27 protein-coding genes, 1 other RNA gene and 1 other annotated feature are annotated in these 23,218 nt (G+C 54.0%); of the genes, 14 read left to right on the plus strand and 14 right to left on the minus strand.

Annotated elements, in window-relative coordinates; translation table 11 throughout:
* Positions 1-301: 301 nt before the first annotated feature.
* From raiA to pheA, 3 genes are all read left to right on the plus strand, one after another.
* Positions 302-637 carry a ribosome-associated translation inhibitor RaiA gene (gene raiA, locus CWM52_RS24335; protein ID WP_100686415.1) on the plus strand — a complete coding sequence of 112 codons (336 nt, stop codon included), beginning with the start codon at positions 302-304 and terminating at the stop codon, positions 635-637.
* Positions 638-743: 106 nt separating this feature from the next.
* Positions 744-868: a sequence feature (Phe leader region), on the plus strand.
* Positions 745-792 (plus strand): pheA operon leader peptide PheL, encoded by a 48-nt coding sequence (gene pheL, locus CWM52_RS26565; RefSeq protein ID WP_193312497.1) that lies wholly within the window; start codon positions 745-747, stop codon positions 790-792. It overlaps the preceding feature by 48 nt.
* Positions 869-899: 31 nt before the next feature.
* Entirely contained in the window at positions 900-2,060 is a 1,161-nt protein-coding gene (gene pheA, locus CWM52_RS24340) for a bifunctional chorismate mutase/prephenate dehydratase (protein WP_100686416.1), read from the plus strand.
* Here the strand turns inward: pheA and CWM52_RS24345 are convergent.
* From CWM52_RS24345 to aroF, 3 genes are all read right to left on the minus strand, one after another.
* Positions 2,057-2,929 carry an SMP-30/gluconolactonase/LRE family protein gene (locus tag CWM52_RS24345; protein ID WP_100686433.1) on the minus strand — a complete coding sequence of 291 codons (873 nt, stop codon included), beginning with the start codon at positions 2,927-2,929 and terminating at the stop codon, positions 2,057-2,059. The two genes, pheA and CWM52_RS24345, sit on opposite strands and share 4 nt — an antisense overlap.
* A 66-nt stretch (positions 2,930-2,995) precedes the next feature.
* On the minus strand, positions 2,996-4,117 hold the full coding sequence (gene tyrA, locus CWM52_RS24350) for a bifunctional chorismate mutase/prephenate dehydrogenase (RefSeq protein WP_032696867.1): 1,122 nt from the start codon (positions 4,115-4,117) through the stop codon (positions 2,996-2,998).
* Positions 4,118-4,126: 9 nt separating this feature from the next.
* Positions 4,127-5,197, minus strand: coding sequence for a 3-deoxy-7-phosphoheptulonate synthase AroF (gene aroF, locus CWM52_RS24355; RefSeq protein WP_100686417.1), 1,071 nt, complete (start codon positions 5,195-5,197; stop codon positions 4,127-4,129).
* Positions 5,198-5,545: 348 nt separating this feature from the next.
* On the opposite strand from aroF, the gene CWM52_RS24360 reads away from it, so the two are divergent.
* Genes CWM52_RS24360 through CWM52_RS24370 form a run of 3 tightly spaced genes read left to right on the plus strand, consistent with a single transcriptional unit; the run spans position 5,546 to position 7,765 of the window.
* Entirely contained in the window at positions 5,546-6,055 is a 510-nt protein-coding gene (locus tag CWM52_RS24360) for a YfiR family protein (RefSeq protein ID WP_100686418.1), read from the plus strand.
* Positions 6,048-7,271, plus strand: coding sequence for a diguanylate cyclase DgcN (dgcN, locus tag CWM52_RS24365; RefSeq protein WP_100686419.1), 1,224 nt, complete (start codon positions 6,048-6,050; stop codon positions 7,269-7,271). The genes CWM52_RS24360 and dgcN overlap by 8 nt, the downstream gene beginning before the upstream one ends.
* Before the next feature lie 11 nt (positions 7,272-7,282).
* The gene (locus tag CWM52_RS24370; RefSeq protein ID WP_100686420.1) at positions 7,283-7,765 is read left to right on the plus strand and encodes an OmpA family protein; all 483 of its coding nucleotides are present in this window, start codon (positions 7,283-7,285) and stop codon (positions 7,763-7,765) included.
* Between the two features lie 4 nt (positions 7,766-7,769).
* Here the strand turns inward: CWM52_RS24370 and CWM52_RS24375 are convergent, their stop codons facing one another.
* From CWM52_RS24375 to ffh, 7 genes are all read right to left on the minus strand, one after another.
* Complete coding sequence (locus tag CWM52_RS24375) at positions 7,770-9,134, minus strand: PepSY-associated TM helix domain-containing protein (protein ID WP_100686421.1); 1,365 nt, start codon at positions 9,132-9,134, stop codon at positions 7,770-7,772.
* Positions 9,135-9,188: 54 nt separating this feature from the next.
* Positions 9,189-9,629: a DUF2946 domain-containing protein gene (locus tag CWM52_RS24380; RefSeq protein WP_100686422.1), complete on the minus strand. Its 441-nt coding sequence runs from the start codon at positions 9,627-9,629 to the stop codon at positions 9,189-9,191.
* Positions 9,630-9,750: 121 nt separating this feature from the next.
* Entirely contained in the window at positions 9,751-10,098 is a 348-nt protein-coding gene (gene rplS, locus CWM52_RS24385) for a 50S ribosomal protein L19 (protein WP_002914145.1), read from the minus strand.
* A gap of 39 nt (positions 10,099-10,137) precedes the next feature.
* Complete coding sequence (gene trmD, locus CWM52_RS24390) at positions 10,138-10,905, minus strand: tRNA (guanosine(37)-N1)-methyltransferase TrmD (protein ID WP_100686423.1); 768 nt, start codon at positions 10,903-10,905, stop codon at positions 10,138-10,140.
* 31 nt (positions 10,906-10,936) lie between these two features.
* Entirely contained in the window at positions 10,937-11,485 is a 549-nt protein-coding gene (gene rimM / locus CWM52_RS24395) for a ribosome maturation factor RimM (RefSeq protein ID WP_004866548.1), read from the minus strand.
* Positions 11,486-11,503: 18 nt separating this feature from the next.
* Positions 11,504-11,752, minus strand: coding sequence for a 30S ribosomal protein S16 (rpsP, locus tag CWM52_RS24400; RefSeq protein ID WP_004866550.1), 249 nt, complete (start codon positions 11,750-11,752; stop codon positions 11,504-11,506).
* A gap of 240 nt (positions 11,753-11,992) precedes the next feature.
* Positions 11,993-13,357, minus strand: coding sequence for a signal recognition particle protein (gene ffh / locus CWM52_RS24405; protein ID WP_100686424.1), 1,365 nt, complete (start codon positions 13,355-13,357; stop codon positions 11,993-11,995).
* Between the two features lie 166 nt (positions 13,358-13,523).
* Here ffh and CWM52_RS24410 point away from each other — a divergent pair, with 166 nt between their 5' ends.
* Positions 13,524-14,315, plus strand: a complete 792-nt coding sequence (locus tag CWM52_RS24410; protein ID WP_100686425.1) for a cytochrome C assembly family protein — start codon at positions 13,524-13,526, stop codon at positions 14,313-14,315.
* A 119-nt stretch (positions 14,316-14,434) separates the two neighbouring features.
* Positions 14,435-15,721, plus strand: coding sequence for an HlyC/CorC family transporter (locus CWM52_RS24415; RefSeq protein ID WP_100686426.1), 1,287 nt, complete (start codon positions 14,435-14,437; stop codon positions 15,719-15,721).
* Between the two features lie 118 nt (positions 15,722-15,839).
* Here the strand turns inward: CWM52_RS24415 and grpE are convergent, their stop codons facing one another.
* Positions 15,840-16,430, minus strand: a complete 591-nt coding sequence (gene grpE / locus CWM52_RS24420; protein ID WP_100686427.1) for a nucleotide exchange factor GrpE — start codon at positions 16,428-16,430, stop codon at positions 15,840-15,842.
* Between the two features lie 123 nt (positions 16,431-16,553).
* Between grpE and nadK the strand changes: the two genes are divergently transcribed.
* The 3 genes from nadK (at position 16,554) to bamE (ending at position 19,669) form a co-directional block, all read left to right on the plus strand.
* The gene (gene nadK, locus CWM52_RS24425; protein ID WP_004866566.1) at positions 16,554-17,432 is read left to right on the plus strand and encodes an NAD(+) kinase; all 879 of its coding nucleotides are present in this window, start codon (positions 16,554-16,556) and stop codon (positions 17,430-17,432) included.
* Positions 17,433-17,518: 86 nt separating this feature from the next.
* Complete coding sequence (recN, locus tag CWM52_RS24430; protein ID WP_100686428.1) at positions 17,519-19,180, plus strand: DNA repair protein RecN; 1,662 nt, start codon at positions 17,519-17,521, stop codon at positions 19,178-19,180.
* A 147-nt stretch (positions 19,181-19,327) separates the two neighbouring features.
* Entirely contained in the window at positions 19,328-19,669 is a 342-nt protein-coding gene (gene bamE / locus CWM52_RS24435) for an outer membrane protein assembly factor BamE (protein ID WP_100686429.1), read from the plus strand.
* 68 nt (positions 19,670-19,737) lie between these two features.
* On the opposite strand, the gene CWM52_RS24440 is transcribed toward bamE, so the two are convergent.
* Positions 19,738-20,028, minus strand: coding sequence for an RnfH family protein (locus CWM52_RS24440; RefSeq protein ID WP_100686430.1), 291 nt, complete (start codon positions 20,026-20,028; stop codon positions 19,738-19,740).
* Entirely contained in the window at positions 20,018-20,455 is a 438-nt protein-coding gene (locus CWM52_RS24445; protein ID WP_206057737.1) for a type II toxin-antitoxin system RatA family toxin, read from the minus strand. The genes CWM52_RS24440 and CWM52_RS24445 overlap by 11 nt, the downstream gene beginning before the upstream one ends.
* Before the next feature lie 152 nt (positions 20,456-20,607).
* Between CWM52_RS24445 and smpB the strand changes: the two genes are divergently transcribed.
* The 3 genes from smpB (at position 20,608) to CWM52_RS24460 (ending at position 23,046) form a co-directional block, all read left to right on the plus strand.
* On the plus strand, positions 20,608-21,090 hold the full coding sequence (gene smpB / locus CWM52_RS24450) for an SsrA-binding protein SmpB (RefSeq protein WP_004866580.1): 483 nt from the start codon (positions 20,608-20,610) through the stop codon (positions 21,088-21,090).
* Between the two features lie 146 nt (positions 21,091-21,236).
* Positions 21,237-21,600: a transfer-messenger RNA gene (ssrA, locus tag CWM52_RS24455) on the plus strand.
* 204 nt (positions 21,601-21,804) lie between these two features.
* Complete coding sequence (locus CWM52_RS24460; protein ID WP_100686432.1) at positions 21,805-23,046, plus strand: integrase; 1,242 nt, start codon at positions 21,805-21,807, stop codon at positions 23,044-23,046.
* On the opposite strand, the gene CWM52_RS26570 is transcribed toward CWM52_RS24460, so the two are convergent.
* A partial coding sequence (locus CWM52_RS26570) for a hypothetical protein (protein ID WP_206057736.1) occupies positions 23,029-23,218 on the minus strand: 190 nt, incomplete at its 5' end. The genes CWM52_RS24460 and CWM52_RS26570 overlap by 18 nt on opposite strands.

A 23,218-nucleotide genomic window follows, 5' to 3' on the forward strand; every position in this document is an offset into this window, starting at 1 on the left:
AAATACCCCACAGCCCCGAAAAAGGGCCAGTCAGTTGCTTAACTGACTGGCATTACAGCCGCGAGCTGCCGTTTTTTATGGTTAAGCCCCCAGAGCTGAAGCGTTTTAGCGCTGGGGCATCCTATCAAATATGACTCTCTTTCCCCTTTCCGACAAGAAAAATCTCACCTGTTCCTGCCCTGCCTCACAAAATGAATTCGTTGACAAAAAGTGACATTAAAATGTGATATTGATCACACATATTGACATTGGGAGAGGTATGCTGAGTTCACCAAGACGGGAAAGACAAGAGGTAAAATTTATGACAATGAACATTACCAGTAAACAAATGGAAATTACTCCGGCAATTCGCCAGCATGTCGCAGACCGTCTCGCTAAACTGGATAAATGGCAAACCCACTTAATCAACCCGCACATCATTCTGTCTAAAGAGCCGCAGGGTTTTGTCGCTGACGCAACCATCAATACGCCAAACGGGCATCTGGTCGCCAGCGGAAGAAATGAAGATATGTACGTCGCTATCAACGAATTGATCAACAAGCTGGAACGGCAGCTGAATAAAGTGCAACACAAAGGGGAAGCCCGCCGCGCCGCAACATCGGTGAAAGAGGCAGGCTTTGTGGAAGAAGAAGAGTAATCCTTAACTTAATATTGTGTAACGCCACGCGCCTTCGGGCGCGTTTTTTATTGACAGGATGAAAACAGTACGGGTACTGTAATCTCAACTGAGCAAAGGAATTCATTGTGAAACGACTAGCGTTCTTCTTCGCATTCTTTTTTACCTTCCCCTGAACGGGAGGCGATTCGTCGTGTGATAAAGAATGCGAAGACGAACAACAAGGCCTCCCAAAAGGGAGGCCTTTTTTATTGATAAATCAATAACAAGAAAGGCAACACATATGACCGAGGAAAACCCGTTACTGGCTCTGCGCGATAAGATCAGCGCTCTGGATGAAAAACTGCTCGCGCTGCTGGCGGAACGCCGCGGACTGGCTGTAGAGGTCGGTAAAGCAAAGCTGGCATCGCACCGTCCGGTTCGCGATATCGACCGCGAGCGCGATCTGCTGGAGCGCCTGATCACGCTGGGGAAAAGCCACCATCTGGATGCCCACTACATCACCCGCCTGTTTCAGCTGATCATCGAGGATTCCGTTCTCACCCAGCAAACGCTGCTGCAACAGCATCTGAATAAAATCAATCCGCATTCAGCGCGTGTGGCTTTCCTGGGACCAAAAGGGTCATATTCACATCTGGCCGCACGCCAGTACGCGGCGCGCCATTTCGAACAGTTTATTGAGAGCGGCTGCGCGAAATTTGCCGATATCTTTAACCAGGTGGAAACCGGTCAGGCCGACTACGCGGTCGTTCCTATCGAAAATACCAGCTCCGGTGGCATCAACGATGTCTACGATCTGTTGCAACATACCAGCCTGTCGATCGTCGGTGAACTCACGATCCCAATCGATCACTGCGTTCTGGTCTCGGCTTCAACCGATCCGCAGCACATTCAGACCGTATACAGTCACCCTCAGCCGTTCCAGCAGTGCAGCCAGTACCTGAGCCGTTATCCGCACTGGAAAATCGAATACACGGAAAGTACCTCTGCGGCAATGGAAAAAGTGGCGCAGGCGAACTCGCCGGGCGTTGCCGCGCTGGGTAGCGAAGCCGGTGGTGCGCTGTATGGCCTGCAGGTTCTTGAACATTGCCAGGCAAATCAGACGCAAAACATCACCCGTTTCCTGGTGCTGGCACGTAAAGCGGTGAATGTTTCCGATCAGGTACCGGCCAAGACCACACTGCTCATGGCAACCGGCCAGCAGGCCGGTGCGCTGGTTGAAGCGCTGCTGGTGCTGCGCAATCACAACCTGATCATGACCAAGCTGGAATCTCGTCCGATTCACGGCAATCCGTGGGAAGAGATGTTTTATCTGGATATCCAGGCCAACCTGGACTCAATGCCGATGCGTAAGGCATTAAAAGAGCTGGCCGAGATTACTCGTTCCATGAAGGTTCTGGGTTGCTACCCAGGCGAAAACGTCGTGCCGGTCGACCCTATCTAACGCTCTGTAAATACGGGTTTCTTCATCCCTGCCACCGCCACCGGCAGGGTGAAGATCGCGCCGGAAAGCGGATATTGCCGGACTTCGTCGGCAGACATATTTTCCCGCGTGGTCGTGATGTACAACGTGCGCATATCCGCGGCGCCAAAACAGACCATTGTCGGGCAGCGCACCGGCAATCGGTACTCTTCCAGCTGTTCACCGGTCGGTGAAAAACGGGCGATACGCCAGCCATCAAACATCGCACTCCAGTAGCAACCCTCTTCATCCACGGCCGCCCCGTCAGGGATGCCTTCTCCAGGCTGAAACCGACGAAAAACTTCGCGTTTGCCGGGCTCGCCCTGCTCATCCAGCGGAGTGCGGTAGATAACAGCATTTGGCGTATCCGAGGTGTACATCCAACGCCTGTCGGCGCTAAAGGCCAGACCGTTGGCGCCATGGATATCGCACTGAATCACCCGAGGCGTCAGATCGTGGTTGATACGCATTAACAGCGCGCCGTTATAATCGCCCGGCCCCCAGAATGTACCGGCATAAAAACGCCCGTCGCGATCGGTGCCGCCATCGTTAAAGCGTGCCAGCTGAGGATTGCCCGGATTATCACAAATTTTACGCCGCAACAGGCCGTGGGCATCGGTAAGCCAGATAGCGCTGCGTAACGCCACAATGAAGCCCCCTTTCTCACGCAGGGCAAAGCAACCCACTTCTTCGGGAAACTGCAGAACCTGATGTTCGCCGCTGCGGATGTCGTAACGGTGAATTTCACACTCCAGAATATCGGCCCAGTAGAGCGCCTGCTCGGCTTCACTCCAGGTCGGACATTCCGGCAGATGCCCTGCGTAATCAAACAGCGGTTGTGGTTCAGCCATCGTTTTCATCCCTATAAAAAAAGCCAGCGGGTTTCCCCTCTGGCTTTGATTATATACGCTTTTCCGTTACTGCCGGTTATCATTTGCCTGACGCAGCAGCGTCCGACTTTCGCTCTGGAAGCGCTGGGCATAATCGCCAAACCAGTGCTCCACCTTGCGGAAGCTGTCGATAAACGCCTGTTTATCCCCCTGCTCCAGCAGGCCAATCGCTTCACCAAAGCGCTGGTAGTAGCGTTTAATCAGCGCCAGATTGTTTTCCGACGACATAATAATATCCGCATACAGCTGCGGATCCTGCGCAAACAGGCGGCCAACCATCGCCAGCTCAAGGCGGTAAATCGGTGAGGACAGCGCCAACAGCTGTTCCAGGCGAACGTTTTCTTCCGCCAGATGCAGGCCGTAGGCAAAGGTCGCAAAATGACGTAGCGCCTGAATAAAAGCCATATTCTGGTCATGTTCAACGGCGCTGATACGGTGCAGACGCGCGCCCCAGACCTGAATCTGCTCAAGGAACCACTGATACGCCTCCGGCTGACGACCATCGCAGTAAACCACCACCTGCTTCGCCAGGCTGCCGCTGTCCGGCCCGAACATCGGGTGCAGACCCAGTACCGGACCACGGTGCGCGGCCAGCATCGCCTGTAAAGGTTCCGCTTTCACCGACGCCAGATCGACCAGGATGCAGTCCGCCGGTAACGGCGGCAGCTGACCAATTGTATCGACCGTCGCATGAATAGGCACGCTGACGATGACCATTCCGGCATCGGCAACAATGTCCGCAGCCCGCGCCCAGTCGTCTTTCTCCAGGATACGTACCTGGTAGCCTGAAAGCGTCAGCATTTTCTCAAACAGGCGCCCCATCTGCCCGCCGCCGCCGACAATCACCACCGGGCGCAGATTCGGACACAGCGTTTTGAAGCCTTTATCATTCTCGCTGGAATATGACTCGCGCATGACGCGACGCAGCACGTCTTCGATAAGATCGGGCGGAACACCCAGCGCCGACGCCTCTTCGCGCCGGGAAGCCAGCATCGCAGCTTCCCGCTCCGGGACGTAAATCGGCAGCCCATACTGGCTTTTGACCTCTCCGACTTCAGCGACCAGCTCCAGGCGCTTAGCCAGTAGCCCCAGCAGCGCCTTATCGACTTCATCAATTTGATCGCGTAACGCGGTCAGTTCAGCAACCATACTATCCTCTTACCCCAGACGAGCCGCCAGATGACCGCGCAGATCTTGATCCAGTTCGCGGAGCAGTGCATCAGTCGTTTCCCAGCTGATGCAGGCATCGGTGACGGACACGCCGTATTTCATATCACAACGCGGCTGCTCAGAAGACTGATTACCTTCGTGGATATTACTTTCGATCATCAGACCAATGATGGAACGATTACCATCTTTAATCTGTGCGACGACGGATTCCGCAACCGCAGGCTGGCGGCGGTAGTCTTTATTAGAATTCCCATGACTGCAATCTACCATCAGCGACGGTTTCAGTCCCGCCTGAGACATCTCTTTTTCACATTTTTCGACATCTTCCGGACCGTAGTTAGGGGCTTTACCGCCGCGCAGAATAACGTGGCCGTTCGGATTCCCCTGGGTTTGCAGCAGGCAAACCTGGCCGGCCTGGTTAATCCCGACGAAGCGGTGCGGCATCGCCGCGGCGCGCATCGCGTTAATGGCCGTTGACAGGCTACCGTCGGTACCGTTTTTAAAACCAACCGGCATTGACAGACCTGAAGCCATTTCACGGTGAGTCTGGGACTCGGTGGTGCGCGCGCCGATAGCCGACCAGCTAAACAGATCGCCGAGGTACTGCGGGCTGTTTGGATCCAGCGCTTCTGTCGCCAGCGGTAATCCCATATTCACCAGCTCTACCAGCAAGCGACGTGCAATCTTCAGACCGCCTTCAACATCAAACGAGCCATCCATATGCGGATCGTTAATCAACCCTTTCCAGCCCACGGTAGTACGGGGTTTTTCAAAATAGACGCGCATGACCAGGTAGAGGCTATCGCTGACCTCTTCGGCAAGTGCTTTAAAACGATGAGCGTATTCAATTGCCGCCTCTGGATCGTGAATCGAGCAAGGTCCGCACACCACCAGCAGACGCGGATCGCGGCCGGCAATAATGTCAGATATCGTCTGACGGGACTGCGCAATTTGCGCTTCTTGTTCGAGGCTCAGCGGGAATTCAGCTTTCAGTTGATCCGGCGTGATCAGAACCTGTTCGTCGGTAATATGTACGTTATTCAGCGCGTCTTTTTGCATGATTGCGATCCTGTGTAGCTCGTTTGCGATAGTCGGTTCCTCAGCGAGGAGTGACGTAACGATACCACACAAAGTAAAGATTTCAATCCATAATCCGTAAATTTTAATTTACACTAGCAAATTAAATGGCCCTTTATTTCGCCATATGTGTAAAGATATTAGTACAACTCGATATTTCCCATGCTAAAGCTCACCTTTCACCCATCCTGGTTTACGAATAATCCTGGCCAGAATTATCACAAAGCGAAGGTGGCGATTAATGACGCTCCCCAGCAACAATGGTATCCTGCGCCGGGCATCAGCGATTGCAATTCATGCACCCCGACGAACCTGACGGATCCGTTGTTAATGAAAGAGCTTTACCGTCTTTTTTTTATTTTTTTGTTATTTATCGTGGGCTATCCCGCTTTTGCCGCAGACGCGCCTAAAAATGTCCGGGCTATTGTTTCGGGTATCGTCACCTATACCCGCTGGCCAGCATTATCTGGCCCGCCCAGGTTGTGTATTTTTTCTACCTCGCGTTATACCTACAGCCTGGCTCAGGAACAACCTGAGGCTTTACCGTACAAACCGGTCATTGTGCGTAATACAGAAGAAGCGCTGAACGCGGTCTGCGATGGATTTTATTTTGGCAGCGAGTCACCCTCTCAACAGGCGAAGCTCACGGCGGAATACCCATCGCGTCCCCTGTTACTCATTGCAGAACAAAATAGCGAGTGTGCAATCGGCAGTGCTTTTTGCCTGATCATAAATGACAAAAGGGTCAGATTCTCCGTGAATCTGGATGTCCTGACACACAGCGGTGTGCGGGTTAGTCCAGACGTACTGATGCTTGCCCGGAATAACGCGCATGAATAAGGATTTCTCTCAGGCTCCGCGCCCCACTTTTAAACGAGCACTACGCCGCATCAGTGTGATAAGCGTGGTTATCTCTATGACCCTGGTCTGGCTATTGCTGAGTACCGCATCAATCTTTACCTTGAAACAGTATGCGCAGAAGAATCAGGCGCTGACGGCCGCCACAATGAGCCGTAGTCTTGAAGCGGCGCTGGTTTTCGCTGACAGCGCCGCGGCAGAAGAGACGCTGGCCACGCTCGGAAAGCAGGGGCAGTTCTCAGAAGCGCTGGTGCTGGATAGCCAGCAAAAACACTTTGCCGTCTGGCGTAATACGGACCTGGTTCGGCAGGAAAAACTCAGCGGCATCATCAGCCAATGGCTGTTTCCGGAACCCACAATCCAGCCAATCTGGCATCAGGGGAAGGTCATCGGCGAACTTCGGCTGACGGCGCTGGACAGCCTGATAAGCCACTTCCTCGGCATATCCATTATCGTGTTAACCGGCAGTATTCTGCTGGCCTCATTCATCGCCTTATTGCTGACGCATTCTCTGCACCATGGTATCGTCGCCGCCTTACAAAGCATTACCGAGGTGGTCCATGATATCCGGGAAAACCGCCACTTCTCCCGCCGGGTCCCTGATGAGCGTATCGAGGAGTTCCATCTGTTTGCCCAGGACTTTAATAGCCTGTTGGGTGAAATGGAGGACTGGCAGCAGCAGTTACAGGCTAAAAATGCCCAGCTGTTACGCACCTCGTTGCATGATCCTCTCACCGGGCTGGCCAATCGCGCTGCGTTTCGCAACGTTATCAGTACATTAATGAAAGATGAGACCGCCAGACGCAGTTCGGCGCTACTCTTTCTTGATGGCGATAATTTTAAGCTGATTAATGATAACTGGGGTCATGCGACGGGCGACAAGGTCCTCATCGAAGTCGCCAGCCGGCTGATGAGTTTTGCCAGCAAGCCCCATCAGGCCTGGCGTTTAGGCGGTGACGAATTCGCAATCTTGCTACGTGACGTTCACTCAGAGGCGGAAGTGAAGGCGCTCTGCGCATCGTTATCCGGCCAGTTTCTCAAGCCGTTTAATCTGCATAACGGCCACACTGCGACCCTGTCACTCAGCATCGGCTACGCGCTGGCCTGGGAACACGCGTGCGCGGAGAACCTGCAGGAGTTCGCCGATCAAAATATGTATCGGATGAAACACCGGCGTCTTGCGCAAGGACAAAAATAAAAGGAACAACCATGATCAGGAAATATTTTGCTCCCGCGCTGATAGCCGCGGTTTTACTCACTGGCTGCCGGGCCCCGCAAGGAAAATTCTCTCAGGAACAGGTTGCCGCCATGCAGTCTTACGGCTTTACGCAAAGCGATGGCGACTGGTCGCTGGGTTTGTCCGACAGCATCCTGTTTGATAAAAACGACTACCATCTGCGCAGCGATAGCCTGGCGCAAATCCAGAAAATGGCCTCTCGCCTGGCGTCTACCGGGATTACGCACGCGCGGTTAGATGGGCACACCGATAACTACGGTGAAAACAGCTATAACGAAACGCTGTCGCTTAAACGCGCCGACATCGTCGCGGATGCCTGGGCGAAGGGAGCCAATATCCCGCGCAGCAATTTAACCACCCGCGGGTTAGGTAAAAAATATCCTATTGCCAGCAACGATACGGCGAAAGGACGTGCTGAAAACCGCCGCGTCACGGTAGTCATCAGCACGCCGTAGGCACTTAGTCGGCCGACTTCGCGAGCATGGCGGCCGTTGCCGCCCGCCAGCGCAGAGAGTCAACGACCAGTCCTGCCGCGAGGCTGGCGCCCATTAACGGTAGCGCCAGCCCCAACATGACTGCTATCGCCAGCATGAGCGCGCGGGCAGGCCATCCGAGGTTGAACCAGGCCTGAATCAGGGTATTCGCCGGATTAAACGCCGCATGCGCCGGGCGGCGGATCCACCACAGGCGATATCCCACCACAATCATCACGCACAGCGCGATCCCAAACGCGATCAGCAGCAGTTGATTGGCAAGACCAAACAGAATCCCCATATGAAAATCGACGCCCCAGCGGGTCAACTTCGCCATGAGCGGGAAACTGGCAAAGCGGGTGCGATCGACAACCTGCATGCTCTCCCCATCCACCGCTATGGCGTCTACCTGCGTAGGCCAGCTTCGGTCAATCTCATTGACCGTCCACGCCCGCCCCGCCGCTGCCGGAGGGCGGATTTCCAGCTTGCTGGCATCGAGACCCGCCGCCCGCGCAATCGTCAGCATCCGATCAAACTGTTCGCCTTTCGGCGCCGGCGCCGCATCTGCCCTATGCGCCATGTGATGTCCGGCATGCGGATCATGCGGCATCGGCATGGCGCTATGCAGTTGCGTATTCACCTGCGGCGTCAACCAGCCGAATGCCGCGCGCATTTTATCCACATTGCCACCGGCCCACTGCGACCAGGTCAGCCCGGTGGCGGAGAAGAGCAGCATACCGGCCAGTAGCGCCCAGCCCAGAGAAACATGCAGGCGACGGCTATTCTGCATACGGTTATTTATCCGCTTGCGGGGACGAGTCATCGCCCAAAGGACAATGCCACCGAGTGCCGCAACCCACATCCAGGATGCCGCCAGCTCGCTATAGAGCCGACCGCTATCCCCAAGCAGCAACGATCTATGGGCGTAATCGATCCACTGGCGTAGCGGTAGAATTCCGCTGGTTCCATAGACCGTCATATCGCCCTTCACCTTCAGCGTTACCGGGTCGATAAAGATAGCCCGTGACTCAGACACGCCCAACTGCGGATCGGCAAACATCACCCGCGTGGTCTCCCCGGCCTTAATGGCCGGGCGCAGCGCCTGTAAACGAAGATTCCCCTGAGTCGTCTCTTCCGCAACCGCCAGCTGGGCGCTAAGCGGCTGACGTTCGCCGTGCAGTGAACCATGCAGAGCATCCTGATAGAGCCAGTTCTCCAGCTGCGGAGTGGCCACGTACAGCGTCCCGGTGAGGGCCGCCACGAAGATAAACGGCCCGACAAACAGACCAATATAAAAATGGAGGCGTCGCAGCAGGTTCAGCCATGCCGCGCGCGAGGTGCAGGTAGTCATACTTTTCCTTTCTGAAAGCAAAAAGAGGACGTAGCGCTATGCGCATCGTTATTTTTAGAAGGCAGAAAAAGCAGGGCGCTGCGGCGGCGCGCGGGTTTCGGGGTACAGCCAGGGGAAGTAATGCCGACGCTTTAGCACCAGGCAGGAAAAAAGAACGCGCACGCGACGCAGGGCGGCGGAGAGAAGCAGCGCCAGCGCAAAGAGCAGCCCCGGAACGTGAGCCAGCAGCACGCAGTAGCCACAGGCCTCCGCATGGTCGAGCGGCATCGTGTGCGTCGACTGCGACACAGGAGAAACCGCCGGGTGGGACATCGTCTGCTCATGCGGCATATCCGCCATCATCATCGCATGATGCATGCCGGGCATAGCGCTCAGCGGATCTTTTTGCAGTGAGACCGAGATCAGCGGCGCAATCACAATCAGCAGGATCGAAAACAACGCCAGCCATGCGGCCCGCCGTTTGAATGCTGATTGTTGAGAAAGTTTACTGACCACCGCCCCTCCGAAATGAGAGCGATATTGTAAATGATTTACATCAGAATGGTTAAATTGAGGATAAAAAAAGGGCCGGCCCATCAGGCCAGCCCTTTTCATCAGGATGTCGCGAAAGCGAATCTTAGTTAAGACGCTCTTTGATACGAGCAGACTTACCGGTACGCTCACGCAGGTAGTACAGTTTAGCTTTACGTACAGCACCACGACGTTTAACAGCAATGCTGTCAACTACCGGAGAGTGAGTCTGGAAGACACGCTCAACGCCTTCGCCGTTGGAAATTTTACGAACAGTGAATGCAGAGTGCAGACCGCGGTTACGAATAGCGATAACCACGCCCTCGAATGCCTGCAGACGTTTTTTGGAACCTTCAACAACCCATACTTTCACTTCCACGGTATCACCCGGACGGAAGGAAGGTACGTCCTGCTTCATCTGTTCTTGTTCAAGTTGCTTAATAATGTTGCTCATAATTTAATCTCTTATCCTGGGTAAACTGATATTGGGGGCTTACGCCATCCCATCATGTTTATGCTGCTGTTTTACGTGTTCAGTTTTGAACTCCGCCAGCAACTTTGCTTGCTCTTCAGTCAGAGCCAGGTTTTCCAAAAGTTCAGGTCTTCTAAGCCAGGTACGGCCCAGCGACTGTTTCAAACGCCAGCGACGAATCTCAGCATGGTTTCCCGACAGCAAAACTGGCGGTACTTCCATCTCTTCTAACACTTCAGGACGGGTATAGTGTGGGCAGTCCAGTAATCCATCGGCAAAGGAATCTTCCGTTGCCGATGCTTCATGACCCAGAACCCCCGGAATAAACCGGGAAACGGAGTCAATCAGCGTCATGGCTGGTAACTCACCACCGCTGAGGACGTAATCACCGATTGACCATTCTTCGTCAATTTCGGTCTGGATTACGCGCTCATCTATGCCTTCGTAGCGACCGCACACCAGAATCAGTTTCTGATTCGTGGCCAGTTCGCTGACGCCCGCTTGATCAAGCTTGCGTCCCTGAGGTGACAGATAAATCACCTTTGCGCCTTCACCTGCCGCGGCTTTTGCTGTGTGAATGGCATCCCGTAAGGGTTGCACCATCATTAGCATCCCCGGTCCGCCGCCGTAAGGACGATCGTCCACGGTACGGTGCCGGTCATGAGCAAAGTCACGAGGACTCCAGCTCTGGATGCTCAGCAGGCCATTTTTTACTGCCCGGCCAGTTACCCCGTAATCGGTAATTGCGCGGAACATTTCAGGAAACAGGCTAATTATGCCAATCCACATAGCGCCGTCTTTTACCGTTTATCCGGAGAATTTAAAAACCAGGATCCCAGTCTACTTCGATTGTGCGAGTAGCGAGATCGACTTTCTTGATAACCTGCCCATCGAGGAACGGAACCAGCCGCTCCTTGATACCAAATGCATCTTTCAGGTTTGCCTTAATGACGAGAACGTCATTTGACCCGGTTTCCATCATGTCGATGACTTTACCCAGGCCATAGCCTTCTGTGGTTACTACCTGGCAGCCCATCAGGTCTTTCCAGTAATAGTCACCCTCTTCGAGCTTCGGCAGCTGCGAGGAGTCCACGACAATTTCGCAATTCGTCAGCAGATTCGCAGCATCACGATCGTCAATGCCTTTCAGCTTAATAACGATGTCCTGATTATGGTGGCGCCAGCTTTCCAGCTCAACGACCTGCCACTGACCCGCCTTCTGGATTAACCAGGGCTGATAGTCAAAAATGCTTTCGGCGTCTTCGGTGGAGGAAAACACTCTGAGCCAACCACGGATACCGTAGGAAGAACCCATCTTGCCCAATACGATCGGATCAACAGGTGCTTGTGCGGTGTGTTGCTTGCTCATCATGACCACCGTGACAGATTAAGCTGCTTTGTTTGCTGCTTTGATCAGCGCGGCAACGCGATCGGAAACGGTAGCGCCCTGGCCAACCCAGTGAGCGATACGATCCAGATCCAGACGCGTTTCTTCTTCGTTCGCAGAAGCGATCGGGTTGAAGAAACCAACGCGCTCGATGAAGCGACCGTTGCGTGCATTACGGCTGTCGGTGACAACAACCTGGTAGAACGGACGCTTTTTAGCGCCGTGACGAGCTAAACGAATAGTTACCATAACATCCTCTTGTGTGAATAGAACACCCGGGCCCCATCGAGGAACGGAGCCCGGGTGCCATATTAAAAGCCCGAAAATTTTACTGATTTCTGTGCAAAAATCAATTCAAAACTACAATACGCTAAATAATTCGAGTTGCAGGCAGGCGGCAAGTGAGCAAATCCCCGGGAGCGTACACAAGTACGTGACCGGGGTGAGCGAATGCAGCCAACGCATCTGCGGCTTGAATTATGACGCGTATTAGCGACCTGGGAATCCTGGCGGCATCATCCCTTTCATCCCGCGCATCATCTTCATCATGCCGCCTTTCGACTTCATCTTCTTCATCATGCGCTGCATATCGTCGAACTGCTTCAGCAGACGGTTCACATCCTGCACCTGCATCCCGCAGCCGGCGGCGATGCGACGCTTACGTGAACCTTTAATGATTTCCGGCTTAGCGCGCTCTTTCAGGGTCATCGAGTTGATGATCGCCTCCATCCGCACCAGCACTTTGTCATCCATCTGCGATTTCACGTTGTCCGGGATCTGCCCCATGCCCGGCAGCTTGCCCATCAGGCTGGCCATGCCGCCCATGTTTTTCATCTGACGCAGTTGCTCAAGGAAATCGGTCAGGTCGAAACCATCGCCTTTCTTCAGCTTGGAGGCCAGTTTCTCGGCCTGCGCGCGGTCAACCTTGCTCTCGATATCTTCGATCAGCGACAGCACGTCGCCCATGCCGAGAATACGGGAAGCAATACGATCCGGGTGGAACGGCTCCAGCGCTTCGGTCTTTTCACCCACGCCGAGGAACTTAATCGGTTTGCCGGTGATATGGCGAATCGACAGCGCGGCACCGCCGCGAGCGTCGCCATCGACTTTAGTCAGCACCACGCCGGTCAGCGGCAGCGCTTCGTTAAACGCTTTGGCGGTATTCGCGGCATCCTGACCGGTCATCGCATCAACGACGAACAGCGTTTCTACCGGGTTAAGCGAAGCGTGGACCTGTTTGATTTCGTCCATCATCGCTTCATCAACGTGCAGACGACCGGCGGTATCCACCAGCAGCACGTCATAGAACTTCAGCTTCGCTTCTTTCAGCGCGGCGTTCACGATATCGATCGGCTTCTGGCCCACATCGGACGGGAAGAAATCAACGTTAACCTGCTGTGCCAGTGTTTCCAGCTGTTTAATCGCCGCCGGGCGATAAACGTCCGCAGAGACTACCAGCACTTTCTTCTTGTGCTTCTCACGCAGGAATTTACCCAGCTTGGCGACGCTGGTGGTTTTACCCGCCCCCTGCAGACCCGCCATCAGCACGACGGCCGGTGGCTGAGCGGCTAAATCCAGCGCCTGGTTCTCTTCGCCCATCGCCGCAACCAGCTCGTTACGTACGATTTTGACAAACTCCTGACCCGGGGTCAGGCTTTTGTTTACTTCATGACCCACCGCGCTCTCTTTAACGCGGCTGATGAAGTCACGAACAACAGGCAGCGCGACGTCTGCTTCCAGCAACGCCATGCGAACTTCACGCAGGGTGTCTTTAATATTGTCTTCGGTAAGGCGTCCGCGGCCGCTAATGTTGCGCAGCGAACGCGACAAACGATCGGTTAAATTATCAAACATTGTCTCTCGCCTGAGGTGGAAACTGTCGGTCGCAGCAGCGACACGAAAACACGGATTTGGCGCAGTATAACACGACATGACGCGCGATGTGATGCAACGGTTGGAGCCGACGTCGCGTGACGCTATACTGCTTCTCTTTCTTATTTAGTCAACAGTCGACACCCATATGCCTGTTTTTGCTCTGCTCGCGCTTGTCGCCTACTCCATCAGCCTTGCGCTGATCATCCCCGGCCTGTTGCAAAAAAACAGCAGCTGGCGGCGAATGGCGATTCTTTCCGCAACTATTGCGTTGATTTGTCATGCTTTTGCGCTGGAGTCACGTATTTTCCCTGGCGGCGAGAGTGGACAGAATCTCAGTTTATTGAACGTCGGTTCGCTGGTCAGTCTGATGATCTGTAGCGTGATGACTATCGTCGCATCGCGCAACCGCGGCTGGCTGCTGCTGCCTATCGTCTACGCATTTGCGTTGATTAACCTGGCTTTCGCCACTTTCGTGCCGAACGAATACATCACCCATCTGGAAACCACGCCGGGAATGCTGGTGCACATCGGCCTGTCGCTCTTCTCGTACGCGACGCTGATTATTGCCGCGCTGTATGCGCTCCAGCTGGCATGGATCGATTATCAGCTGAAAAACAAAAAGCTGGCCTTCAGCCATGAAATGCCGCCGCTGATGAGTATCGAGCGTAAAATGTTCCATATTACCCAGGTCGGGGTGGTCCTGCTGACGCTGACGCTGTGCACCGGTTTGTTTTATATGCATAACCTGTTTGGCACGGAAAATATCGATAAAGCCGTGCTGTCGATCGTCGCGTGGTTCGTCTATATCGTTCTGTTGTGGGGCCACTATCATGAAGGATGGCGCGGTCGTCGGGTGGTCTGGTTTAACGTCACCGGCGCAGGCCTGTTGACGCTGGCTTACTTTGGCAGCCGCGTGCTGCAACAGTTTATTAGTTAATCCCGAACACCTGCCTGTCCCGGTAGGTGTCATCATTGCAAAAAGCCTGAAGACTGGCTGCGCTCCGCGCCAGCAGGCTCATAAAATAGCCTACCGGACCAGGCGTTAAGGAGTCCCCCCTGGAACACATATCTACCACCACGCTGATCGTGACGCTGATTATCATGGTGATTATCTCTGCCTATTTCTCCGGCTCCGAAACCGGGATGATGACCCTGAACCGCTATCGACTGCGGCATATGGCGAAACAAGGCAGCCGCCAGGCAAAACGCGTCGAAAAACTGCTGCGTAAGCCCGACCGTTTAATCAGCCTGGTCCTGATCGGCAATAACCTCGTCAACATCCTCGCCTCTGCGCTGGGGACGATTGTTGGCATGCGTCTGTATGGCGATGCCGGGGTGGCTATTGCCACCGGCGTGCTGACCTTCGTGGTCCTGGTTTTCGCCGAGGTCCTGCCTAAAACCATCGCCGCGCTGTATCCGGAAAAAGTCGCCTATCCGAGCAGCTTCTTACTGGCGCCGCTGCAGGTGCTGATGATGCCGCTGGTCTGGCTGCTGAACACCATCACCCGCCTGCTGATGCGCATGATGGGCATCAAAACCGATATCATCGTCAGCGGCGCGCTGAGCAAAGATGAGCTGCGCACCATCGTGAACGAGTCGCGGACCCAAATCTCCCGCCGTAACCAGGACATGCTGCTGTCGGTGTTGGATCTCGAAAAGGTCAGCGTCGATGACATCATGGTCCCGCGCAATGAAATCATCGGTATTGATATTAACGACGACTGGAAGTCAATCGTTCGTCAGCTTACCCACTCTCCTCACGGGCGCATCGTGCTGTATCGCGGCTCGCTGGACGACGCCATCAGCATGCTGCGCGTGCGTGAAGCCTATCGCCTGATGACCGAGAAAAAAGAGTTCACTAAAGAGGTGATGCTGCGCGCCGCCGATGAAATTTACTTCGTACCGGAAGGGACGCCGCTCAGTACGCAACTGGTGAAGTTCCAGCGCAATAAGAAGAAAGTCGGTCTGGTGGTCGATGAGTACGGCGATATCCAGGGGCTGGTGACGGTAGAGGACATTCTCGAAGAGATTGTCGGTGATTTCACTACCTCAATGTCGCCGACGCTGGCTGAAGAGGTCACGCCATTAACTGACGGAACCGTCATTATCGATGGCAGCGCCAGCGTGCGTGAAATCAATAAAGCGTTTAACTGGCATTTGCCGGAAGATGAGGCCCGCACGGTTAACGGGATTATTCTGGAGGCGCTGGAAGAGATCCCGGTTCCCGGCACGCGCGTGCGCATTGAGCAATATGATATCGATATTCTCGACGTCCAGGACAACATGATTAAGCAGGTGAAGGTCAACCCGGTGAAGCCCCTTCGTGAAAGCGCCGCCGAGTAATCGACTGGCCTGATGCCAGGACGGTGAACCCAGGGTTCGCCGTTTTTTTTGCCCGCGATTTCCCGGGCTGCGGACAGCAAAGAAAAACGGCCGCCTTGCGGCGGCCGTTGAAGGCAGGTTACTTCGCTTTCGCCACGGTCACCATCGCTGCGCGAATGGTGCGACCGTTCAGGGTATAGCCTTTTTGCATCACGCCCAGCACGTTGCCAGCAGCCACATCGTCAGACTCGACCATGGCGATGGCCTGGTGCACGTTCGGATCCAGCGGCACGTTGGTATCGGCAATCACTTCCACGCCGAATTTGCGTACGACATCCAGCATCGACTTCAGCGTCAGCTCGATGCCTTCAACCATGGAAGCCATGTCCGGATTGGCTTTATCGGCCACTTCCAGCGCGCGGTCCAGGCTGTCGATAACCGGCAGCAGTTCGTTAATGAACTTCTCAAGGGCAAATTTGTGCGCTTTTTCCACGTCCAGTTCGGTACGACGACGCAGGTTTTCCATTTCCGCTTTTATGCGCAGGACACCATCGCGTTCACGAGTCTGAGCTTCAGCCAGCTGCGCTTCCAGATTCGCAATTTTTTCATCGCGCGGATCCACCTGCTCAGCAGAAACTTCAGGCTCAACCGCCTCAACGTTCTCGTGCTGTTCCGTGATAATTTCTTCCGGGGCTTGCCCGTCAGGCGTTTTCTGTTCTTTACTACTCATGAATTTCTCCGCGTTTTTTTCGCATTCATCTCGCTAACTTCGCTTATTATGGGGATCCGTTTCCGGGTTTCAAGGGAAGCTGTCAGATTGTCATCATTCATTTAACGCAAGGACATCCAGAACATGAAGAACCATTTCAAGTGTATAGGCATTGTGGGACACCCTCGTCACCCAACCGCGCTGACCACACATGAAATGCTCTGGCGCTGGCTCTCCGGCAAAGGCTACGAAGTTCTGGTCGAACAACAGATTGCCCATGAACTCCAGCTTAGCAACGTCAAAACGGGCACGCTGGCGGAAATTGGCCAGCAGGCGGATCTGGCGGTTGTGGTGGGCGGCGACGGCAATATGCTCGGCGCGGCGCGAACGCTGGCGCGTTACGATATCAACGTCATCGGCATTAACCGCGGCAATCTCGGTTTTCTGACCGATCTTGACCCGGATAACGCCCTACAGCAGCTCGCCGACGTACTGGAAGGCCACTACATTTCGGAAAAACGCTTTTTGCTGGAAGCCCAGGTCTGCCAGCAAGATTGCCAGAAGCGCATCAGCACAGCGATTAATGAAGTGGTCCTGCACCCGGGCAAAGTCGCGCATATGATTGAGTTCGAAGTGTATATCGATGAGGTGTTTGCCTTCTCCCAGCGCTCGGACGGCCTGATTATCTCCACGCCGACGGGGTCCACCGCCTATTCACTCTCCGCTGGCGGCCCCATTCTGACCCCCTCATTAGATGCCATCACCCTGGTGCCAATGTTCCCGCATACGCTATCGGCGCGCCCGCTGGTGATTAACGGCGACAGCACCATCCGCCTGCGTTTTTCCCAGCGCTGCAGCGATCTGGAGATCAGCTGCGACAGCCAGATAGCGTTGCCGATTCAGGATGGCGAAGATGTCCTTATCCACCGCTGCGATTATCATCTGAACCTTATCCACCCAAAAGATTACAGCTATTTCAATACATTGAGCACAAAACTCGGCTGGTCGAAAAAATTGTTCTGATTTTAGCGGCTGCCTCTTTACTGGATAAAAAACCAGTTTATACTGTACGAAAACACAGTAATGGTTTTTCATACAGGAAGGCAGCTATGCTGGCGCAACTCACCATCAGTAACTTTGCTATCGTTCGTGAACTGGAAATCGATTTTCACAGCGGAATGACCGCTATCACCGGGGAAACCGGTGCCGGGAAATCTATTGCCATTGATGCGCTGGGGCTGTGCCTCGGCGGAAGAGCCGAAGCAGACATGGTGCGCAGAGGCGCCAGCCGTGCAGACCTGTGCGCCCGCTTCGCTTTAAAAGATACTCCGGCGGCGCAGCGCTGGCTGGAGGAGAACCAGCTGGAAAGCGGACGTGAGTGTTTACTTCGCCGCGTCATCAGTACCGACGGCCGCTCCCGCGGTTTTATTAATGGCACCGCCGTCCCGCTCTCTCAGCTTCGTGAGCTCGGCCAGCTGCTTATCCAGATTCACGGCCAGCACGCGCACCAGCTGCTGACCCGGCCTGAACATCAAAAAACGCTGCTCGATGGCTACACCGGTGAGTATGCGCTTACTCAGCGTATGGCTGAACACTACCGCCAGTGGCATCAAAGCTGCCGCGAGCTGGCCCAGCATCAGCAGCAGAGCCAGGAACGCGCAGCCCGCGCCGACCTGCTGCAATATCAGCTGAAAGAGTTGAATGAGTTCAATCCGCAGCCGGGCGAGTTCGAACAAATTGATGAAGAGTACAAACGTCTGGCCAACAGCGGCCAGTTGCTGACCACCTGCCAGCACGCCCTGACGGTGCTCGCAGACGGCGAAGAGGCCAATCTACAGAGCCAGCTCTACACCGCCAGGCAACTGGTGACCGAGCTCACCGGTATGGACAGCAAGCTCTCGGGCGTGCTGGATATGCTTGAAGAGGCGGCTATCCAGCTCAGCGAAGCCAGCAATGAACTGCGTCACTATAGCGACCGCCTGGATCTCGACCCGAATCGTCTGTTCGAGCTGGAGCAGCGCATCTCTCGCCAGATAGCCCTGGCACGTAAGCATCAGATTACCCCGGAAGAGCTCCCCGCTTTTTATCAGGCGCTGCTGGAAGAGCAGCGCCTGCTGGACGACAGCGCGGGTTCACTGGAATCCCTTAGCCAGACCGTGGTAGAGCACCATCAGCTGGCGCTGGAGAGCGCCCGGCAGTTGCACGCTCTGCGTCAAAGCAGCGCGGAAGAGCTGGCGCAGTTAATCACTGAGAGTATGCGCTCACTTTCCATGCCTCACGGAGTATTTGCCATCGAGGTAGCCTTTGATGAGCGCCATCTCACCGCCGAAGGGGCCGACCGTATCGAGTTCCGCGTCACCACGAACCCCGGGCAGCCGCTTCAGCCCATTGCTAAAGTCGCTTCCGGTGGCGAACTGTCGCGTATTGCGCTGTCCATTCAGGTCATTACTGCGCGGAAGATGGAAACGCCGGCCCTGATTTTCGATGAGGTGGATGTCGGCATCAGCGGCCCGACGGCAGCGGTGGTGGGCAAATTGCTGCGTCAACTGGGCGAATCTACCCAGGTCATGTGCGTCACTCACCTGCCGCAGGTTGCCGGCTGCGGCCATCATCATTTCTTCGTCTGCAAAGAGACCGACGGCGAGATGACGGAAACCCATATGCACCCGCTCGACAAACGGGCGCGGCTGCAGGAACTGGCCCGTCTGCTGGGCGGGAGCGAAGTTACCCGCAACACGCTGGCAAACGCGAAAGAGTTGCTCGCGGCGTAAACTTTTTGATTTTCGCAGAGTCATAGTGAACAGCAAATTGCCGTAAGACCTGCAGTCGAAGGTTTCCAACTGGGCAAAGGTCTATTATTATCGGCATATTACAGATGAGCCACGTACTGCTCGGGCCCGAAAAGGAATAAAATCACTATGCGCTGTAAAACGCTGACTGCTGCCGCAGCGGTTCTTCTCATGTTGACCGCAGGCTGTTCCACTCTGGAACGAGTGGTTTACCGTCCTGATATCAACCAGGGTAACTATCTGGCACCTAACGATGTAGCAAAAATTCGTGTCGGCATGACGCAACAGCAGGTTGCGTATGCGCTGGGTACCCCAATGATGTCGGATCCGTTTGGTACCAACACCTGGTTCTATGTTTTCCGTCAGCAGCCTGGGCATGAAAATATCACCCAGCAGACGCTAACGCTGACCTTTAACAGCAGCGGCGTGTTAACCAATATTGATAACAAACCGGCTCTGACCAACGAGTAATGTGGTAAATACCTTGCTGCAGGAATAAAAAAAGCGCTCATTGAGCGCTTTTTTTATTCCTGCAGTCGCTATTTCCCGGCGTTTTTCTCCGCGCGCTGACGACGCAGCTCTTTCGGATCGGCAATCAGCGGGCGATAGATTTCCACCCGATCGCCATCATGCACCACATCATGCAGTTTAACCGGGCGACTGTATATTCCGACCTTATTTTTCGCCAGATCGATATCGCCGCGCAGCGCCAGCAGGCCGCTGGCAATGATCGCCTGTTCAACCGTAGCGCCCTCTTCAAGCTTTACGCTTTGCAGGTACTGCTTCTCCGGCAGGGCATAAGCCACTTCCACCACGATGTTAGCCGGCACGATAAACCTCTTTGGCCCTGGCCGTGAAAGCCTGCACCATATTTAACGCCAGCTCTTTAAAGATGCGACCAAACGCCATCTCAATCAGCATGTTGGTGAATTCAAAATCGAGATGAAACTCAATTTTGCAGGCATCCGAGCTCAGCGGGATAAACTTCCAGCCGCCTATCAGCTTTTTAAACGGCCCATCGACCAGGCTCATCAAAATGCTCTGGTTACTGGTAAGGGTATTGCGTGTCGTAAAGGTCTTACTGATGCCTGCTTTGGATACATCAACCGCCGCCATCATTTGCGTCGGCCCAGACTCCAGCACACGACTCCCGGTGCAGCCAGGCAAAAAATCAGGATAGGACTTCACGTCATTTACGAGTTGATACATCTGTTCCACACTGAAGGGCACCAGCGCAGTACGGCTAATCTGAGGCATAGCGAGTTCCACATTTATACACGCGGTAAATAATATCATTTATCTGCCGCTAAAAAAAACGCTGTGCCGCAACTCGTGCTAAGATAGCGCATTACACCTCGCAGGATGGATTGAGGTACTGTGTTCCCGTTTAGCAATGACTTCAGGACATTATGACCAAGAAAAAAGCCCACAAACCTGGATCAGCCACCATTGCGCTGAATAAACGCGCCCGCCATGAATACTTTATCGAAGATGAATACGAGGCTGGTCTTGCCCTGCAAGGGTGGGAAGTCAAATCCCTGCGCGCCGGCAAAGCCAACATCAGCGACAGTTATGTCATCCTGAAAGATGGCGAAGCCTATCTCTTCGGCGCCAACTTTACGCCGATGGCCGTGGCCTCAACCCACTACGTCTGTGACCCGACGCGTACCCGTAAGCTGCTGCTTAATCAGCGCGAGCTGGACGCCCTGTACGGCCGTATCAACCGTGAAGGCTACACCGTCGTGGCCCTGTCGCTGTACTGGAAGAACGCCTGGTGCAAAGTGAAGATCGGCGTCGCCAAAGGTAAGAAACAGCACGACAAGCGTACCGACCTCAAAGATCGCGAGTGGGCGCTGGATAAAGCCCGTATTATGAAACACGCCGGCCGCTAATCCCCTCTTTTTAAGGGCCGGCTCAGCTGGCCCTTATGCGCTATATCGTTGTTGATGCTGCTTTTTCACCCACCCAGCCCCCATAATCGTGCGAACGAGTGCTGGTAACTCCATTCACAAATCTGTTATACTCGCCTTAACACATTGGGGCTGATTCTGGATTCGACGGGATTCGCGAAACCCAAGGTGCATGCCGAGGGGCGGTTGGCCTCGTAAAAAGCCGCAAAAAATAGTCGCAAACGACGAAAACTACGCTTTAGCAGCTTAATAACCTGCTAAGAGCCCTCTCTCCCTAGCTTCCGCTCTTAAGACGGGGAATAAAGAGAGGTCAAACCCAAAAGAGATCGCGTGGAAGCCCTGCCTGGGGTTGAAGCGTTAAAACTAATCAGGCTAGTTTGTCAGTGGCGTGTCCGTCCGCAGCTGGCCAGCGAATGTAAAGACTGGACTAAGCATGTAGTGCCGAGGATGTAGGAATTTCGGACGCGGGTTCAACTCCCGCCAGCTCCACCAAAATTCTCCATCGGTGATTACCAGAGTCATCCGATGAAGTCCTAAGAGCCCGCACGGCGCAAGCCCTGCGGGCTTTTTTGTGCCTTGAATTTGTCCCGCGAAGTCTGATGCCAACTAATTAAATCCGAACCTTTTAGGCACCTTGTTAGGCACCTCATAAAGCTTTATTGTTTTTGAGGTGCCTAAAACTATGGAAACCCGGCAATGGCAAGACAAACCAAACCTCTATCCGTTAAAGAAATCGAATCTGCTAAGCCTAAGGAAGCGGACTACGTTCTCTATGATGGTGATGGCCTTGAGCTACTCATCAAATCCAGCGGCAGCAAAATCTGGCAGTTTCGCTACATTCGCCCTGTTACCAAGAAACGGGCGAAGAAGAGCATAGGCCCCTACCCGTCAGTTACGCTTGCCGATGCCCGAAACTACCGGGCAGAGTCACACTCTCTCCTGGCGAAACAAATCGATCCACAGGAACATCAGCAAGAACAACTTCGCAGTTCGCTTGAAGCTAAAACCAATACTTTCCAACTCGTGGCTGAACGATGGTGGAATGTGAAGAAAGCCAGCGTGACAGAGGACTATGCCGACGATATCTGGCGCTCTCTTGAAAGAGATGTCTTTCCTGCAATTGGCGACGTTAGCGTTACAGATATTAAAGCTCACACACTGGTTCAGGCCGTCCAACCGGTTCAGGCCAGAGGAGCACTGGAAACCGTTCGTCGCCTGTGCCAGCGCATTAATGAGGTCATGATCTATGCCCAAAACACAGGGCTGATTGATGCTGTTCCCAGCGTTAATATCGGTAAAGCCTTCGAGAAGCCTCAGAAAAAGAACATGCCCAGCATTCGACCGAATCAGCTACCTCAACTGATGCAGACAATGCGAACAGCCAGCATTAGCCTTTCCACACGCTGCCTGTTCATGTGGCAACTTCTTACTATTACCCGCCCTGCCGAAGCGGCTGAAGCTCGCTGGGAAGAGGTAGACATGGAAGCCCGAGAGTGGAAGATTCCTGCAGCACGCATGAAAATGAACCGTGACCATACTGTTCCATTGTCAGATGAAGCGATTGCGATATTGGAGATGATGAAGCCGTTAAGTGGAAATCGAGAATTTATCTTTCCCAGCCGCATCAAGCCAAACCAGCCAATGAACAGTCAGACCGTTAACGCATCGCTAAAACGCGCAGGTTTTGGTGGAGTGCTCGTTTCGCATGGGCTGAGATCAATTGCCAGCACGGCTCTTAATGAACAAGGCTTTCCGCCTGATGTTATTGAGGCAGCACTTGCTCATGTGGATAAGAATGAGGTTCGGCGTGCTTATAACCGCAGTGACTATCTTGAGCAACGTCGTCCCATGATGCAATGGTGGGCTGATTTCGTGTGTAACGCCGACAATGGGAGCATTCTTGAAAACGGTAAAATAGAGTTAAAACTTGTAGTCTGAGTTTCTAGCTGGATTGGTTTTATTGGCAAGTTTTTCCAAGTAAAAGTGCATTTGCTCAAACCTACACTGCAGATTTCGTAGATAAATCACAATAAAATCTGAAAGTCTGGTTTGAACTGTGAGTTCAACCGATGGATGCAACACATTGATTGAACCGCTCTGCGGGTGATTC

The organism is Raoultella sp. T31, from assembly GCF_002806725.1.
Classification (GTDB): domain Bacteria; phylum Pseudomonadota; class Gammaproteobacteria; order Enterobacterales; family Enterobacteriaceae; genus Klebsiella; species Klebsiella electrica.

Excerpts from the sequence above, each read along its gene's own strand:
- rimM (WP_004866548.1), bottom strand. The coding sequence starts at position 11,485 with ATGAGCAAGCAACACACCGCACAAGCACCTGTTGATCCGATCGTATTG.
- aroF (WP_100686417.1), bottom strand. The coding sequence starts at position 5,197 with ATGCAAAAAGACGCGCTGAATAACGTACATATTACCGACGAACAGGTT.
- ffh (WP_100686424.1), bottom strand. The coding sequence starts at position 13,357 with ATGTTTGATAATTTAACCGATCGTTTGTCGCGTTCGCTGCGCAACATT.
- pheA (WP_100686416.1), top strand. The coding sequence starts at position 900 with ATGACCGAGGAAAACCCGTTACTGGCTCTGCGCGATAAGATCAGCGCT.
- CWM52_RS24370 (WP_100686420.1), top strand. The coding sequence starts at position 7,283 with ATGATCAGGAAATATTTTGCTCCCGCGCTGATAGCCGCGGTTTTACTC.
- CWM52_RS24445 (WP_206057737.1), bottom strand. The coding sequence starts at position 20,455 with ATGCCTCAGATTAGCCGTACTGCGCTGGTGCCCTTCAGTGTGGAACAG.
- recN (WP_100686428.1), top strand. The coding sequence starts at position 17,519 with ATGCTGGCGCAACTCACCATCAGTAACTTTGCTATCGTTCGTGAACTG.
- grpE (WP_100686427.1), bottom strand. The coding sequence starts at position 16,430 with ATGAGTAGTAAAGAACAGAAAACGCCTGACGGGCAAGCCCCGGAAGAA.
- smpB (WP_004866580.1), top strand. The coding sequence starts at position 20,608 with ATGACCAAGAAAAAAGCCCACAAACCTGGATCAGCCACCATTGCGCTG.
- CWM52_RS24345 (WP_100686433.1), bottom strand. The coding sequence starts at position 2,929 with ATGGCTGAACCACAACCGCTGTTTGATTACGCAGGGCATCTGCCGGAA.
- nadK (WP_004866566.1), top strand. The coding sequence starts at position 16,554 with ATGAAGAACCATTTCAAGTGTATAGGCATTGTGGGACACCCTCGTCAC.
- CWM52_RS24410 (WP_100686425.1), top strand. The coding sequence starts at position 13,524 with ATGCCTGTTTTTGCTCTGCTCGCGCTTGTCGCCTACTCCATCAGCCTT.
- CWM52_RS24375 (WP_100686421.1), bottom strand. The coding sequence starts at position 9,134 with ATGACTACCTGCACCTCGCGCGCGGCATGGCTGAACCTGCTGCGACGC.
- CWM52_RS24360 (WP_100686418.1), top strand. The coding sequence starts at position 5,546 with ATGAAAGAGCTTTACCGTCTTTTTTTTATTTTTTTGTTATTTATCGTG.
- rplS (WP_002914145.1), bottom strand. The coding sequence starts at position 10,098 with ATGAGCAACATTATTAAGCAACTTGAACAAGAACAGATGAAGCAGGAC.
- tyrA (WP_032696867.1), bottom strand. The coding sequence starts at position 4,117 with ATGGTTGCTGAACTGACCGCGTTACGCGATCAAATTGATGAAGTCGAT.
- rpsP (WP_004866550.1), bottom strand. The coding sequence starts at position 11,752 with ATGGTAACTATTCGTTTAGCTCGTCACGGCGCTAAAAAGCGTCCGTTC.
- bamE (WP_100686429.1), top strand. The coding sequence starts at position 19,328 with ATGCGCTGTAAAACGCTGACTGCTGCCGCAGCGGTTCTTCTCATGTTG.
- dgcN (WP_100686419.1), top strand. The coding sequence starts at position 6,048 with ATGAATAAGGATTTCTCTCAGGCTCCGCGCCCCACTTTTAAACGAGCA.
- trmD (WP_100686423.1), bottom strand. The coding sequence starts at position 10,905 with ATGTGGATTGGCATAATTAGCCTGTTTCCTGAAATGTTCCGCGCAATT.
- raiA (WP_100686415.1), top strand. The coding sequence starts at position 302 with ATGACAATGAACATTACCAGTAAACAAATGGAAATTACTCCGGCAATT.
- CWM52_RS24460 (WP_100686432.1), top strand. The coding sequence starts at position 21,805 with ATGGCAAGACAAACCAAACCTCTATCCGTTAAAGAAATCGAATCTGCT.